Here is a 16466-nt window from a genome sequence, read left to right on the forward strand (position 1 = left end):
TTACCAAAAATAGCGTAGAATCACTTCTCTTTTCTTTTTATACTATATATCATACTATAAATGAAAGGAAAAAGAAACTATGAAGCAAAAAGTATTAAAAAAAATATCCGCAGCTGGTTTAGCTGGTTTAATTGCAGCTGTTTCGGTTACAGCAGCAATTCCCAGTGTTTCTGCTGCTGAAAGTGGAAATCCTACGTTTGCTACAGAATTTAAGGATCCATCTGGCACTGCAAAACCATTTATCCGTTGGTGGGTTATGCCAGGTGCAATGACTGAACAGGAAACGAAACGAGAAATCCGCCAAATGGCTGAAGCCGGCTTTGGAGGAATTGAACTAGTAGCACTGTCTACAGTTGCGTCATTTGGTTCAGAAGGTTGGAATCAATGTATGCAATGGGCATTAGAAGAAGCTTTAGACTGTGGAATTCAGTTAGATTTTACAATCGGGCAAGGTTGGCCAATAAAAACCCCAGCAATTACTGACAAAAATGATATTCGGACAGAACAAGGATTATTCTATAAAAATGTAGATTTTATTGCTACTACTGGAAATATGGCATATACAGCAGATCAAATTCCATTTCCAGATGAGCAATTTGAAACAGAACGTCCTTATGAACTGGTCGCTGTTACTGCTGCCAAGCAGGTAGATGGTATTTATGACCCTAATAGTGCTATTGATATTACATCATCTATTACCGGAATGTCCGATAATACAGATGTTTCCAATGCCAGTTTAAACTGGACTGCTCCGGAAGAAGGAAATTGGACAATTTTTTATTTATACCGTCAAGCAATTTCTACTGCTTCTAGCTGGGGTTCTTCTGACCCTGTAATCGACCATTTTAGCAAAGACGCTACCCAAGCTGTTCTAGATTATTGGGAAAACACTGTAATGGCTGGCGACTTAAAAGGGTTATATGAACAAAATGGCGGCAATATCTTCTGTGATTCCCTAGAATTAGGGCAAGCTACTAAAGACCAGTCCGCATTTTGGACGGCAAATCTGTTAGAAGAATTTAAAATGCGTCGTGGTTATGATTTAACCCCATATCTTCCAGCAATCTTTATGGAAGGATTTTATCCTTACTATTCCCATACCAAAGGCGCTGATGCAGCTTCCGATTTTAATTTTGGTACACAGGGCACCCAAATTAGAGAAGATTTTTACCAGACATTAACAGAATTATTTACCGAAAACCACGTTGCTGTCATTCGTGATTGGGCAAATACTCATAACATGAAACTTCGCTATCAAGTATATGGGAACTGTATGGAAGTAACGGAAGCTTCCCTGGCAAGTGATATTGTAGAAACTGAATCCTGGGGACATTTTGATAATAAAGATATGTACCGTACCCAAAGTGGTGTAGTACATATGACCGGCAGCAATATCTACTCCACAGAGTCCTCTGCTGTTAAAAATCTAGGTTGGGCACAAACTTGGACGGGCTCTCACCGTTCCGACAAAGAACTAGATGAAAACGGATATTATTGGCCAACCGATGGTACAAACTACGTTTATCCAGGCGGAGACGACAATCTGGCAGGTGCAGATGTGATCAATGAAGATGCAGGTTTACTGTATCATTATAACCGTGAACTTGCAACTGGTGTTAACCGTATTGTTATGCACGGATTTTCATATAAGTCCTCTCTTATGCAGCAATGGCCTGGAGATTCCTTTATGTCCATGGCTGGATTCCCAAATGAATGGGATGACAAAACACCAATGTGGAACCATATTGACCAAATGACAGATTATTTGGCACGCACCCAATATGTGATGCAAAAAGGTCAAGCTGATATTGATTTGGCTATTTACCGTAAATCAAATTACGAACGCAGCGAAGGGTTTGACTGGGCTTTAAACGAACTTGAAAAAGCCGGATATACCTATGATTTTGCTGCACCAGCTTTATTGGATTTAGATAACGCCGTTACATCTACTGTAAACGGAAAAACAGTTCTGGCTGCTGATGGTCCTTCTTATAAGGCGCTGGTATTAGACCAACGATATTTGGTAACAGAAGGTCAAGAAAAAGATGGGCTTACTGCATCCAGCATGCCAGTTGCTACAGCAGAAAAAATCTTGAGTTACGCAAAAGCTGGCTTGCCAATTGTTATTGTTGGAGAAGCTCCAAGCAAAGTGGGCTCCTTCTGTGGCTCTGATGAAGCAATGAATGATGAAAACGCTAAACTTGCTGAAATTATGGCTGAAATTGAAGCACTGTCAACAACAAAAATTGTTGCTACAAAAGATAATGTCCCTGCTGCATTATCTGAACTAGGGATATCGTCTGATGTACAGAAAGATAATGATTCCGCCTTATTAAACTTCCATCGTACCGATGCAGATGCTGATTATTATTATCTCTATAATTCTGATTTGAATGAAGAAATTTCCCAAACTATTTCTTTACAGGGAGAAGGCACTCCTTACCTCTTGGATCCATGGTCCGGTGAAATCACCCAAATCGCAGAATATACGCAGGAAGATGGCAAAACTACAATCTCTGTTGACTTAAAAGCAAATGAGAACATGCTTATTGCTCTGGCAAAAGATACTTGGACTGGCGCTTCCGCAAATGGAAACCATATTACCAAAACCAATGCTGATTCTGTGGGATACCAAGATGGTACTCTTGTTGCTAGAACATCCAAACAAGGAAACTACACATTTGACTTCAGCAATGGCACCTCTAGTACCGTTGAAATAAATGCTGCTCAACAACCTATTACTTTGAACCACTGGACAATGAATTTGGAATCCTGGTCTGCTGGTGATACTGCTTTGGAAACCAAAAAAGAAAATTTAGGCCCATATGAATTGGATGAATTAGTACCTTGGAACGAAATTGAAGGTTTAGAGGATGTAGCAGGCGTTGCTACCTACAATACTTCCTTTGAGCTAGAAAACGGCTGGGAACAAGGGCAAGGCGCTATGATTTCCTTTACCAGAGTATCTGATACCATGAAATTAAAGGTAAACGGTACTGAAGTACCAGTCAACCAGCTTTCCAATACTGTTGATATTGGAAAATATCTGGTAAAAGGTACAAACAACATTACGGTAGAGGTTACCTCCAACCTGGCAAACATTAAAACAGAACGCACCCAGGAATTTGGTATCATCGGTAATGTAACAGTTACTCCATATGTACAAACTACCCTAGAAATTCCTGAACCAGAACAACCAACCCCAAGCGAACCTTCCAATCCATCCACTCCTTCTGAAACTCCATCAGAAACTCCTTCCAATCCTTCTACCCCATCTACTTCCACTCCAACCACAGGGGATATGGCATTCCCAGCATTGATCGTTGCATTAGGGGCTGCTGGCGCTACTGCTCTGGTTATTGCAAAACGGAAAAAACATTAATTTTAAGTTGTACGGTAAAAGGTACAACATTTAACCTATCAAAAAACCACCAGTCTTAAAAAACTGGTGGTTTTTCTATGATTCAATAAGCTCGCTTCCATTTTCGCCAACAATCAAGATAGATTATATGGTGCTTTTATCCAAAGCATTAATCTTGATAAGGGGAAACTATAATTTTTCGGAACGAAAAGTAATCAATAAGATACAATGTCATGTTAAAACAAAAGCTTCCAATTCAGCACTTGCTATACAAATCTGTATTTAAACTATAGGCACAAACTATAAAATTAGTATGTCATCATTATTCTGATGACATACTAACGCTATTCTAAAATTTTTACTTTCAATATTCTTAAAAAATTCTATTATAACTCTTGTAAAATAGCGTCACCCATTTCGGAACAGGTTACTAAAGTATTGCCTTCACTCATGATATCACCTGTACGATATCCCTTTTGTAGTACTTTCTTAATAGCCTGATCAACATCATCGGCTTCTTTATCCATATCAAAAGAATAACGCAGCATCATCGAAGCAGAAAGAATGGTCGCAATTGGGTTGGCTTTATTCTGTCCCGCAATATCCGGTGCGGAACCATGGCTTGGTTCATACATACCAAACTTTGTTTCGTTTAAGCTGGCGGAAGCCAACATGCCAATGGAACCAGTAACCATACTTGCTTCATCAGACAAAATATCCCCAAACATATTTTCTGTCAAAATAACGTCAAATTGTTTTGGGTCACGTACCAATTGCATTGCGCAGTTATCCACCAACATATCCTCTAATTCTACATCTGGATAGTCTTTTGCAACTTCATGTACCACTTTTCTCCATAAACGGGAAGAATCCAGTACATTGGCTTTATCCACGCTGGTCACTTTATTGCGGCGTTTCCGGGCAATGTCAAACCCTTTGATGGCAATCCTTCTAATTTCATTTTCATCATAAGTTAAGGTATCAATGGCCTTTTGCACCCCATTTTCCTCAATGGTTTTGCGTTCCCCAAAGTACAAGCCGCCAGTTAATTCACGCATAATCATCATGTCAAATCCATCGCCAATGATATCTTCCCGCAATGGACACGCTGCATTTAGCTCCTCATACAATACAGCTGGACGAAGGTTTGCAAACAGATTTAACCCTTTTCTGATTGCCAGCAAGCCTTTTTCCGGACGTAAATTGGCTGGCTGGTTATCCCATTTTGGTCCTCCAACAGCACCCAGTAATACTGCATCACTTTGTTTTGCGGTTTCCAAAGCTTCGTCTGTTAAAGGCACGCCAGTAGCATCAATGGATACACCGCCCATTAAGACATCAGTATAATGGAAAGTATGGCCGTATTTTTCGGCAATTTTGTTCAATACACGGAGCGCCTGATCCACAATTTCAGGACCAATGCCATCCCCCTTAATAACAGCAATCTTTTTTTCCATGGTTCAAAAACTCCTTTATCTGACAGTAACCACAGGTAAATGCCTGTGGTTACATTCATTTTATTTTCCTTGTTTCTGTTTAATCGAATTTAACAGCCCGTTGGCATTAATAATTTCTTTAATAAACTCTGGGAATGGTTGCGCCTGATAAGTTTCATTTTTGGTCAGGTTGGTGATAACACCTGTATCAAAATCCACTTCCACTTCATCGCCATCCTGAATTTTTTCAGCAGCCTCTGGACATTCCATAATTGGCAAGCCAATATTGATTGCGTTGCGGTAGAAAATACGCGCAAAAGTAGAAGCAATAACCACCGAAATGCCACTTTCTTTGATGACCAGTGGGGCGTGCTCACGGGAAGAACCACAGCCGAAATTGCTGTGTGCCACCATAATATCCCCTGGTTTCACTTTCTTTACAAAATCCGCGTCAATATCTTCCATACAGTGGGAAGCCAATTCTTTGCGGTCCATAATATTTAAATATCTTGCTGGGATAATAACATCGGTATCCACATTATCCCCATACTGATGTACCAAACCATGTGCTTTCATTGTTAGGTTTCCTCCTTACATAATTTCTTCCGGAGAACTGATTTTTCCGGTAATCGCACTCGCTGCTGCTACTTCTGGGCTTGCTAGATAAACTTCACTTTCAATGTGCCCCATACGCCCAACAAAGTTGCGGTTTGTTGTCGCAACAGCACGTTCACCTGCTGCCAAAATACCCATATGTCCACCAAGGCAAGGGCCACAGGTTGGTGTGGATACGCTGCATCCAGCGTTAATGAAAATTTCTAAATATCCCAATTTCATTGCTTCCAGATAGATCTTTTGGGTTGCTGGAATAATAATGGCACGTACATTTTTCGCGATGTGTTTGCCCTCCATAATTTTAGCAGCTGCCGCAATATCGGACAAACGTCCATTGGTACAAGAACCAATTACAACCTGGTCAATCTTTACATCGCCAACTTCATCAATGGTTTTTGTGTTCTCTGGCAAATGTGGAAAAGCGACAGTGGATTTAATTTCAGAGAGGTTGATATCGTATACTTTGGTATACTCCGCATCTGGATCAGGAGCGTATACCGTATAGGATTTGGTGGAATGTTCTTTCAGATAAGCTTCTGTAATATCATCCACTTCAAAGATACCGTTTTTCGCACCCGCTTCAATTGCCATATTTGCCATGCAAAGGCGGTCATCCATGCTCAAGCTGTGCAGACCTTCCCCACCAAATTCCATGGACTGATAGAGTGCGCCATCTACACCAATCATTCCAATAATATGTAAAATAACATCTTTCCCGCTCACCCATTTGTTGAGTTTTCCCGTTAAATTAAAACGAATTGCGGAAGGCACTTTAAACCAAGCTTCCCCGGTAGCCATTCCAGCGGCCATATCGGTGGAACCCACACCGGTGGAAAATGCGCCTAGTGCGCCATAAGTACAGGTATGAGAATCAGCACCAATAGTTAAATCCCCTGCTACTACTAATCCTTTTTCAGGGATCAGGGCGTGCTCAATTCCCATATCCCCAACATCATAATAATGTACAACCCCTTTATCTAACGCAAAATCACGGCATTGTTTTACCATAGTAGCGGATTTAATATCTTTATTTGGGGTAAAGTGATCCATAATCATTGCAACTTTATTTTGGTCAAATACGGTATCAAAACCGTTTTTTTCAAATTCGTTGATTGCAACTGGAGTAGTAACATCATTGCCATGTACCAAATCCAGTTTTGCTTTAATCAGCTGTCCAGGAACCACATGATCCAAGCCAGCATGTGCTGCCAGAATTTTCTGGCTCATTGTCATACCCATTTGCTCAATCTCCATTCTATTTTTGTAATTGATAAGGGCAGGAAACTTCTTTGTAAAAGAAATACCTTGCCCTTATTTGTTTATTGATTTTATTATATCTTAAATATGACAGCATGTCAATAAGTTAAATAAATTAATTTTTATAAATTATTGTTTTTTACGTTGGAAATGGTAAGCTACTTCAGTAATCAAGCGGTCAGGTAAAAATCGGCTTCCAAATTTTGCAATCTTCATGGTGATGCCAGGAATAATTACCTGTTTACGCTGAAACATCTGTTGCAAGGCATATTCCGCCACGCCCCTACTATCCAATCCTTTTAATCCAAACTGCACCCCTGCCCTTTGGTTAAATCCAGTATCTACCGGGCCAGGACATAGAACGCTCAAATGTACTTTTTTATTGCTTTTATCCACTTCCGCTTGTACAGCCTGGGTCAAGCGCAGCACATAGGCTTTACTGGCATAATAAGAGGACAACAATGGCCCCACAAAAAATGCAGCGGAAGAAGCCACGTTTAAAATAAACCCATGGTTTTGCTCCTCCATTTTTTTCACAAATAGTTTTGTCAGGATGTGAACCGCTTTAATGTTCAAGTCAAGCATATTTAATTCATCAGATAGTTCTGTTTCATCAAAACGCCCAAAAATACCATATCCCGCATTATTCACCAATAAATCAATGGGTTCATTTTGATACCGTTCGTATAAGGCAAAACAAGATTCTGGACGAGATAAATCCGCTACCACAACTTCAGCAGGAGTAGGAAGGCTGTTTTGTAGCTGTTTTAGCTTATCCTCACTTCTGGCGACCAAAACGACCTCATATCCCCTACTGCTTAAGAGCTCTGCCATGTCCTTTCCAATCCCATTGCTTGCCCCTGTAATAATTGCTTTCATGATTCTTCCTCCAAATCATACACCATTTGATCATATTCCAAAGGCTGGAACCCTTTTTTCCGGTACAACCGAGTTGCTCCATCATTTTCTCTAGTAACCTCCAAGCGGAACCGTTTTACTTTATCCTGATATTCCTGGAATAACCAATCCAGTACAAAGTTTCCAATCCCTTTTCCTTGATATTCTGGACGGATATACAATTCTTCAATCAATACTACCATTCCAGCAACTTCATTGGAGTGAGTAAATGAAAGATGCAGATATCCTGCGATTTTCCCGTCCTGCTCAATCATCAAGGCACGGGCATATGGGGTCATACTGGTGGATATCTTAAAAATGGTATCAATTTTTTTCTGGTCAATCCCATGTAATGTGGCAATTCCTTTATTATAAAAATCATTTATCATCTCAGAAAATACCTGATAATCGGATTTTCTAAAATCGCGTATTGTCAATTCTGCCATAATTACCTCTCCTTTTACATCATAACTACAACAAAACCTGCCCCGCAACAGGGCAGGCTCTCCAGTTTATTGGCAATAAAATTCATAGAAAGTCCGGTATGTCATATAAACATCCAGTTTTGAAGTAACCTCAAATGGTGCGTGCATGGACAGTACTGGTACGCCAACGTCCACAACATCCATATTCAAATTGGCAAGGAAAGCTGCAACGGTACCGCCGCCGCCACCATCGACTTTTCCCAATTCCGCAATCTGCCATACAATGCCAGAACGGTCCAGTAAACGGCTGATACAATCTACAAATTCCGCGGAAGCATCCGAGGTACCGCTTTTTCCTCTAGCTCCTGTATATTTAGAAATTACCACCCCACGGTTGCAAAAAGCAGCGTTGCGCTGTTCCATTACATCAGGGAAGGTTGGATCAAATCCGGCGTTTACATCAGCGGATAAGCATTGGGTATGGGACAATACTGTCCTTCCTTCTACCCCATGTGGTTTTGCCAAATCCGCAATAAAATACGCAAAGAAAGAGGACTGCAAACCAGTGTTTCCTTCGCTTCCAATTTCTTCTTTATCCGCTAAAACAGTTACCATTGTTTTCGATGGTGCTTTGCAATCCAAGGTTGCCATTAACGCAGTGTAGGCACAAACCCTGTCATCCTGTCCATAGCTCCCTACCATGCTGCGGTCCAAGCCAACGTCGGACGCATGGAATGCTGGAACCATTTCCAGTTCAGCGGAGATAAAATCCCGTTCTACCATGCCATATTTTTCGTTTAAGATACGCAGGATATTCAGTTTTACCTTCTCGCTTACCTTATCATCTCGGAAAGGATGAAGGCCAACCAAGATATTCAGTTCTTCCCCTTTAATCAGTTCCGGGGAAGTACGTTTCATCTGGTCTACTGCCAGATGTGGCAATAAATCACTAACACAGAATACTGGATCTCCTGGGTCTTCCCCAATATTCACCTTAATTTTACTACCATCCTGCTTCAAGATAACGCCGTGTAAAGATAGTGGTATTGTTGTCCACTGGTATTTTTTAATTCCGCCATAATAATGGGTTTTGAACAAAGCCACCTCATGATCTTCATACAATGGATTTGGTTTTAAATCCAAACGGGGAGAATCAATATGGGCTGCAATTAAACGGACTCCATTTTCCAGTGGTTCTGTCCCCATTACCGCTAGAACAATACTTTTATTGCGGTTGTTGTAGTATACCTTTTGTCCGGCCGTATAAGTAACGGATGGATCAAATGGGACAAATCCATTCTGTTCCGCTTTTTCGATTGCGTAATCCACTGCTTCCCGTTCTGTCTTAGCTCGGTTTAAAAAGTTTTTGTATTCCTCACAAAAATCATCTGCCTGTTTTAACTGGCTTTCATCTAAAATCAGGCCACCATTTTTGCGCTGCATAAATAACTGTTCTTTTAGCAGTTCTGCTTGAGATTTTTCTTGTTCCATGATGCTCACTCCTTATATATTTTTTCATAAATTAATTTTGTTTTTAATACCCGTTTAACATAGGTTTTGGTATCGTCAAAAGGGATACTCTCAATGTTCAATTCCGTTGGGGAATGCTCCGGGGATTCCAACCATTCCTTTACACTGCCCCATCCTGCATGATAGGCAGCGATCGCAGTTGGTTCTGACTGAAATTCCTCTAGTAACAGATGTAGAACATAAACGCCATGCTGAATATTAACTTCTGGGTCAAATACCTGGTCATAGGTAACATCTGGCGAATCTGGCATCCTACTCTGTGCCCAATCAAAGGTATCCTCCATCAACTGCATCAATCCTTTTGCCCCTACATTGGAAACTGCATTGGGATTAAAACCACTTTCACAGCGGATTACCGCATAGACTAGATTTTGGTCCACATGATATTCCTCTGCATATTTTTCTACATATTCGGTATATTTTTTTGGATATGCAACTGTATAAACTGCATGTAACACAAAACCCAGTATCACAATAGCAGCCAATACCACAGCCAATACTCCAAATAGATGTTTTACCAACCGGCTGTGTTTCATATATTCCACCTATCCATATTTGATTTGATTGATTAATTCCAAACTACGCAACTTTAATTCCGCTAAGGAACCATTTGCGTCTATTGTATAGTTTGACCGATTTTTATAAAAATCATCCCCATGTTGGGAAGAAATCCGATCCATTGCCTGCTGTTCTGTTAAGTCATCCCGAAGCATGATACGTTGTTTTCTGGTCTGTTGCTCCGCAAGCACCGCAACTGTACAGTTACAAAGGCTATCTGCACCGCTTTCAAACAAAGTGGGAGCGTCTAACAAAATCCACTGGCTTGCACTGTTTTTTATTTTTGCTGTAATGGATTCCATCAAATAAGGATGGGTAATCCGATTTAAATGTTCCAGCTGTTTTTTATCTGTAAAAACAATCTGCCCCAGTGCCTTTCGATTCAAACTGCCATCTGACTGTATCACATTGGAAAACTGGTCTGCAATTTCATTTAAACAGGGTGTGCCAGGTTCTACAATTTCCCTTGCCACTAAATCAGCATTAATCACATCAAAACCATTCCGGGCAAAAATCTCACTTACCGTTGTTTTTCCTGCCCCAGTCTGGCCAGTCAATCCTACCACCATTGTATCACATCCTTGCATCCTCTAATGGAATTACCTGAAATCCTGCCGCACGGATTAATCGGTTGTACACCGCTAATCCCATCCCCTGTTTCTCCGGGCAACGGGCATATACTTTTTTTGCCCCCAACTCATCCAATCGACGCAACACAGCAAACAGTTCTTTTGCCTGTTCTGCAGCATCCGCCCCATATGTTAAGCATGGACATGCAATTCCTTGTTGTTCTCCATCAAATACCAATGCATAAGTTGCGGAATCCCAATGGGAGTTGACATACTCTTTAAATTGCGCAAGATTTCCGCTTAAAATCGTAACATCCGCCTTTGGGGAATAGTGTTTATATTTCATCCCTGGAGATGCCGCTTGAGCCCCTTCTTTTAGCTGATGTAATACTGCTGGATCAATCTCCACCTGATCACAACAGGTTTTCAGCATTTCTGGAGTAACAGCACCTGGCCGCAGCAGATGGAGACAATCCTCTTTGACCAGTACGACAGTGGACTCTACTCCTACCTGGCATTCCCCACCATCTACAATCAGCGGAATTTTTCCGTCCATATCTTCCCAAACATGTTGAGCTGTAGTGGGACTTGGTTTTCCAGAAAGGTTGGCGGAAGGGGCTGCTAAAGGCAAACTGGACTCCCGGATAATTGCCTGTGCTACCGGATGAGATGGAAAACGAATTGCAACCGTTTCCATCCCAGCAGTAACTTCCATCGGTACTTTTTCTGACTTAGGGAAAATCATCGTCAACGGCCCTGGCCAAAACTGCTCTGCCAATTTCTTTGCTGGTTCTGGAACCGCAGTAACCAAAGGCTGCAACATTTCCAAATTACTGATATGCACAATTAAAGGATTATCCTGCGGCCTTCCTTTGGCTTGAAAAATTTTTTTAATAGCAGCTGGGTCATATGCACTGGCGGCCAGGCCATAAACAGTTTCGGTTGGCATTCCAACCAGTTCTCCCTGTTTTAACAACTGGGCTGCCTGTTGAATCCCTTCTTTGGTTGGTTGTACAATTTTTGTTTGAATAAGTCCTCACCTTGTTCCTATTATGCTTCAGATTCTGCCGCTAATTTTGCTGCCTGGTCCGCTGTTACCAGAGCATCAATGATCTCGTCAATATCCCCGTTTAAATTTTGTTCCAAATGGTAGAGGGTTAAACCAATTCTATGGTCGGTTACACGACCCTGTGGGAAGTTATAAGTTCGAATCCGTTCAGAACGGTCACCGGTTCCCACTTGCGCTTTTCGTTCCGAAGCAATTTTGTCATTTGCTTCCTGCATCGCCTGTTCATATAAACGGGTACGGAGGATTTTCATCGCTTTTTCTCTGTTTTTGTGCTGGCTTCGTTCATCCTGGCATTCTACTACCAGCCCTGTTGGAAGGTAGGTCAGACGGATAGCGGATTCCGTTTTGTTGACATGCTGCCCGCCGGCACCGCTGGCACGGAAGGTATCCACCTTAATATCAGTTGGGTTAATATCAAATTCCACTTCTTCTGCTTCTGGAAGCACCGCCACAGTTACGGTAGAAGTATGGATGCGTCCCTGAGTTTCTGTTTCTGGTACACGCTGTACACGATGTACCCCGCTTTCAAATTTCAAACGGGAATAGGCGCCTTCCCCTTCCACTTCAAAGCAAACTTCTTTAAAGCCGCCGATTTCGGTCTCATTGGCGCTTAAAATCTCTGTTTTCCAGTGTTTGGATTCCGCATACATGGTGTACATGCGGTATAAGTCGTAGGCAAACAGGGCTGCTTCATCACCGCCTGCACCGCCACGAATTTCTACAATAACGTTTTTATCATCATTCGGATCTTTTGGCAACAACAGGATTTTCAATTCTTCCCCTAGTTCTTCCAGTTTCTTTATTCCTTCATTATATTCTTCCTGCACCATTTCTTTGAATTCTTTATCAATTTCTGGATCGTGCAACATGGATTGTGCGTCGTCTACATCCTGCTGTACTTTTTGACGTTCCTGGTATTTTTCTACAATTGGGGTCAAATTTTTCAATTCTTTCATCAAATCACGGTAAACCGCCTGATTATTCACCACATCTGGGTCCATCAACTGGTTATTAATATCTTGGTAGTGTTTTTCAATCGCGCCAAGTTTATCTAAAATATCTGCCATAAAAATGTTCTCCTTTATTCTTCTACAAAATGATTGATGTGTTACAAATAAAAGCCAGCCCCGCTACAAATCAGGGTCGGGACGAAGAATTTTTTTTATATTTTTTTCCACTTTTGCTCGAGGTAACATCACTTCACGACCACAGGTTTTACAGCGGATTTTAATATCCATTCCGGTACGCAATACGGTAAATTCCTTTTCCCCACAAGGATGCTGCTTTTTCATCACCAAAGTATCTCCTACTTGTATATCCACGAATCCACCGCCTTTCTTGTTATTCACATTCTAATACTAGTTTATTATACCATTAAACCCAGTAAATAGGCAAGATTTTCTATCATAGGATTCAAAAAAAAGATCAAAATAAGAAAGAGAGTTATCTCTACTAAAAAATTTTGGAAAGAAGGATGCTTTATGAACCAAACGGTATACGCACATTTTACTGACCATCAGACCGCTATGCAGGCTTTGCGGGATGCCAAACAGCACTTTGCCATACAACAGGCAGATTGTTCTGGAAGTTCCAACGTTTCTGCAACGGTTACCATGGATGTGCCCCCCGAAAAATTTGCCGACCAAACGGTGGGTGGAATTTCCGCACCGGTGTATATGACTGGACCAAACACCAAAGCTTCTGTCACCCTGGATCAGAGCGGCGACTATACCGTTGCGCTAACAGCGGATGAACAGGAATCTAAAACAGTTGCTTTGTTTTTACAAGCAAGAGGCGGACAAAATGTAAAAATCCGATAGCCAAATACGCATAAGTTATAAAACCTCCGAATACAATGGAATATCTGAAAAAATCAAGGAGGTTTTATAACAATGCGATTTTATCCAGAAGGATTGCTTTACCATCAGCCGGAAAACAAACTGGGGATTTCTACTCCATTCCAGCTGAAAGAAAGTATGGCATCCCAAAAAATATTGGAAAGCAAAGCGATCCTCTGCGACAGCCAGCACAACCTTGTGGTACAACTGGGCTGTATGAAAGGGTTCATCCCCCGGGAAGAAGGGGCAATTGGTATCGGGGAGGGCACCACAAAGGATATTGCGTTAATTTCCAAAGTAAACAAGCCAGTATGTTTTGTAGTAACCGGTTTTCAAGAACAAAATGGGGAAACCATAGCTTTACTATCCCGCAGGAAAGCGCAACAGATTTGTTATAGGGAATACATAAATCAACTAGCTCCAGGGGATATCATCCCCGCTGTTGTTACTCACTTGGAACCTTTTGGTTGTTTTGTGGATATTGGTTGTGGCATTCCCTCATTAATTCCCATTGATGCGATTTCTGTTTCCCGAATCTCCCATCCAAAAGACCGTTTTTGGGTTGGACAGGAAATTCGCACCATTGTCCGTTCCTTGGACGAAAATGGGAGGGTATTCCTATCTCACAAAGAGCTGCTTGGAACCTGGGAGCAAAATGTTTCCCAATTCCATGCTGGTGAAACTGTGGGCGGTATTGTCCGTTCCATAGAGAGCTATGGTATCTTTGTGGAACTTACACCAAACCTGGCTGGTTTAGCGGAATACAAAGAAGGGGTACAGGCAGGGCAAAATGCCAGCATTTATATTAAAAGCCTTATCCCGGAAAAAATGAAAATTAAGTTAATTATTGTAGATGCATTTGATGCTCCTCCTACCAAACCGGAAGTACAATATTTTATTGATGAGGGGCATATCGACCATTGGTGCTATTCCCCCGACTGTTGCAGTAGGATGATTGAGACAAATTTCCAGTTTCCATTAGAGGAATAATACCACCAATATCATAAAGCCGGCTAGCACTTCCTTCTACAATAGATACGCCATGTTTTTCACAAAATCTGCGGATGGTTTCCCCATCTGGATGGGAACACAGTTTTCCCGTCAGATAAAGCAGATTTTCCGCTATTTTTCCACAGCAGCCACCAATAAACCCAGTATCATAACCTGGTAATTCAATCCATCCGCTTTGTATTTTTAACACATCAAATCCAAACTGTTGAAATTTCCGGAACAACCCAACATCCGCGGTAATCACCGCATTCTGTTGCACAATAGCTACTGAACACTTGGTATATCCTTGTTTGACCGAAATTTTCGTACAATTTTGTAAGCCAATTTCCAACCCAGGTGAATCCTGATGAAACCTGCCGAATAAATAACCTCCAACACGGCAGCTATCATACAGGATATCACCTGGGTATTTTGCTGTTAAACGGATTTTTGGTGGAATAATAGAAGCTCCATACTGTTTCAATAATTCCCCTACCTCTGATTGGTAAACCGCTACTTGTTCCCGCTGGATATGTTGTAATAACAAATCAGCATGGGAACATACTGGTTTTGCCAAATCATCACAGGGAGGGATAGGAATCACCGTAATCCCTTTTTCCTGTAAATCCTGTATCACCCAATCCGCTAAACTTGATACTGCTGTCAAACTTACTTTCGACTGGGGCAAATGGGGAGTTTCAATCCATTTCATCGTCTCACCTATTATGTATCCCCTTGTTAAAGGGGGTTATTCGGAACGGAGTGCTTCTACTGGATTTAAGTCGGCTGCCCTTCTCGCTGGATAGACGCCAAACAGCATCCCTATTCCACAGGAAAAGCCCAAGCAGGTAAAAAGTAGTTTCCAATTCCAAAAAAATGAAAATCCAAACAATCGGCATCCAGCAATCACACAGGCTGTCCCAATTACAATTCCTATTATACTGCCAAATAGACAAATAAAAAAGGATTCGGATAAAAATTCACATAAAATTCTTCCTTTGGAAGCACCAATAGCTTTTTTGATACCAATCTCTTTTTTCCGCTCCTGTACTGATGTCATCATCACAGTCATAATCGAAATACCGGATACCAACAGAGAAATCCCACCAATTAACGCAAGTACACCAGTTACTGTATTCAATATTCCGTTGAGTTTATCCTTTTGCTGCACCAAGTTTTGTACGGAAACATTTCCTTCACCCAACTGCTGTTCCAATTCTGTTTGCAACTGGGTAATATCGTTGCTATCATCCACCAGCTTAATCATAATCTGATCATATCCCTTGGCATTATATCCTTTTTGTATCGTGGTAATGGGGGCATAAAGAAAACAAGGGATATATTCTCCCATCATCCCCTGTAACATATTTCCACCAGAAGCCACTACCCCTACCACTGTAAAATCCTGTTCTACTCCATTTAATTGAATCGAAATTTCTTTTCCAACAATATTACTTCTGCCATACATATTTTTCGCATAGCTTTCATCTACAATACAGTTTGTTTCTTGACCGTTTATATCTGCCTGGTTTAACATTCTGCCATGTAATAAATCTAAAGAAACCATAGATTCTACCGTTTTGTCCACTCCAAACACCACACACTGATCACTATTTCCGTGTGCGGATACAGTGGAGTATTTCATCATCAGAGGCATAGATTGTTTGACCACAGGATTTTTCTGGACAAGCTGGAGCTGTTCTTCCCCTATAGTTTTACTAGTTTTGCTGCTGTCCACTCCAATCATAACACCATCTATTCCTATACTGTTGAGTTCCTGGTTAATGACATCTTTTCCTACATCTCCAATAGAAGAAATAATTACAACTGAAAACACTCCAATGGCTACTCCTAACATTGTCAATACAGAACGGGCTTTTTTGCGGAAAATACTTTTTAAACTGTCAGCCAATACCCCCAC

The 16466-nt window shown here is 41.2% G+C and carries 16 protein-coding genes; 3 read left to right on the plus strand and 13 right to left on the minus strand.

Annotated features, from left to right (window positions below; all coding sequences use genetic code 11):
• The first annotated feature begins 79 nt into the window (after positions 1–79).
• Positions 80–3382 (plus strand): glycosyl hydrolase, encoded by a 3303-nt coding sequence (locus tag BQ2683_RS02985; protein ID WP_069987282.1) that lies wholly within the window; start codon positions 80–82, stop codon positions 3380–3382.
• Between the two features lie 365 nt (positions 3383–3747).
• Here the strand turns inward: BQ2683_RS02985 and leuB are convergent, their stop codons facing one another.
• The 11 genes from leuB to BQ2683_RS03040 all read right to left on the minus strand — a co-directional run bounded on the left by leuB (position 3748) and on the right by BQ2683_RS03040 (position 13039).
• On the minus strand, positions 3748–4818 hold the full coding sequence (gene leuB, locus BQ2683_RS02990; RefSeq protein ID WP_069987283.1) for a 3-isopropylmalate dehydrogenase: 1071 nt from the start codon (positions 4816–4818) through the stop codon (positions 3748–3750).
• A 60-nt stretch (positions 4819–4878) separates the two neighbouring features.
• A complete protein-coding gene (leuD, locus tag BQ2683_RS02995; protein WP_069987284.1) occupies positions 4879–5373 on the minus strand; it encodes a 3-isopropylmalate dehydratase small subunit in 495 nt (164 codons plus the stop codon).
• Between the two features lie 15 nt (positions 5374–5388).
• Positions 5389–6651, minus strand: coding sequence for a 3-isopropylmalate dehydratase large subunit (gene leuC, locus BQ2683_RS03000; RefSeq protein WP_069987285.1), 1263 nt, complete (start codon positions 6649–6651; stop codon positions 5389–5391).
• Positions 6652–6798: 147 nt separating this feature from the next.
• A complete protein-coding gene (locus BQ2683_RS03005) occupies positions 6799–7548 on the minus strand; it encodes an SDR family NAD(P)-dependent oxidoreductase (protein ID WP_069987286.1) in 750 nt (249 codons plus the stop codon).
• Positions 7545–8012, minus strand: a complete 468-nt coding sequence (locus tag BQ2683_RS03010; RefSeq protein WP_069987287.1) for a GNAT family N-acetyltransferase — start codon at positions 8010–8012, stop codon at positions 7545–7547. Before BQ2683_RS03010 ends, BQ2683_RS03005 begins: the two co-directional genes overlap by 4 nt.
• A 66-nt stretch (positions 8013–8078) precedes the next feature.
• A complete protein-coding gene (locus BQ2683_RS03015) occupies positions 8079–9482 on the minus strand; it encodes an aminopeptidase (RefSeq protein ID WP_069987288.1) in 1404 nt (467 codons plus the stop codon).
• 5 nt (positions 9483–9487) lie between these two features.
• Entirely contained in the window at positions 9488–10057 is a 570-nt protein-coding gene (locus tag BQ2683_RS03020; protein WP_069987289.1) for a lytic transglycosylase domain-containing protein, read from the minus strand.
• A 9-nt stretch (positions 10058–10066) separates the two neighbouring features.
• The gene (gene coaE / locus BQ2683_RS03025) at positions 10067–10648 is read right to left on the minus strand and encodes a dephospho-CoA kinase (protein ID WP_235843879.1); all 582 of its coding nucleotides are present in this window, start codon (positions 10646–10648) and stop codon (positions 10067–10069) included.
• 4 nt (positions 10649–10652) lie between these two features.
• Positions 10653–11678: an L-threonylcarbamoyladenylate synthase gene (locus BQ2683_RS03030; RefSeq protein ID WP_069987291.1), complete on the minus strand. Its 1026-nt coding sequence runs from the start codon at positions 11676–11678 to the stop codon at positions 10653–10655.
• Between the two features lie 20 nt (positions 11679–11698).
• On the minus strand, positions 11699–12784 hold the full coding sequence (prfA, locus tag BQ2683_RS03035) for a peptide chain release factor 1 (RefSeq protein WP_186996619.1): 1086 nt from the start codon (positions 12782–12784) through the stop codon (positions 11699–11701).
• A 63-nt stretch (positions 12785–12847) separates the two neighbouring features.
• Complete coding sequence (locus BQ2683_RS03040; protein WP_069987292.1) at positions 12848–13039, minus strand: DUF951 domain-containing protein; 192 nt, start codon at positions 13037–13039, stop codon at positions 12848–12850.
• Between the two features lie 159 nt (positions 13040–13198).
• Between BQ2683_RS03040 and BQ2683_RS03045 the strand changes: the two genes are divergently transcribed.
• Together BQ2683_RS03045 and BQ2683_RS03050 are read left to right on the plus strand one after the other, a co-directional pair.
• Entirely contained in the window at positions 13199–13537 is a 339-nt protein-coding gene (locus tag BQ2683_RS03045) for a hypothetical protein (RefSeq protein ID WP_069987293.1), read from the plus strand.
• A gap of 72 nt (positions 13538–13609) precedes the next feature.
• Positions 13610–14545 carry a S1 RNA-binding domain-containing protein gene (locus BQ2683_RS03050; protein WP_069987294.1) on the plus strand — a complete coding sequence of 312 codons (936 nt, stop codon included), beginning with the start codon at positions 13610–13612 and terminating at the stop codon, positions 14543–14545.
• Here BQ2683_RS03050 and BQ2683_RS13160 read toward each other — a convergent pair.
• On the minus strand, positions 14451–15257 hold the full coding sequence (locus BQ2683_RS13160; protein WP_141720171.1) for a DUF6873 family GME fold protein: 807 nt from the start codon (positions 15255–15257) through the stop codon (positions 14451–14453). The two genes, BQ2683_RS03050 and BQ2683_RS13160, sit on opposite strands and share 95 nt — an antisense overlap.
• Before the next feature lie 36 nt (positions 15258–15293).
• Positions 15294–16466: an ABC transporter permease gene (locus BQ2683_RS03055; protein WP_159427344.1), complete on the minus strand. Its 1173-nt coding sequence runs from the start codon at positions 16464–16466 to the stop codon at positions 15294–15296.

Origin of the sequence: Massilioclostridium coli (assembly GCF_900095865.1) — a bacterium.
Taxonomy (GTDB): Bacteria; Bacillota; Clostridia; order Oscillospirales; family Ruminococcaceae; genus Massilioclostridium; species Massilioclostridium facile.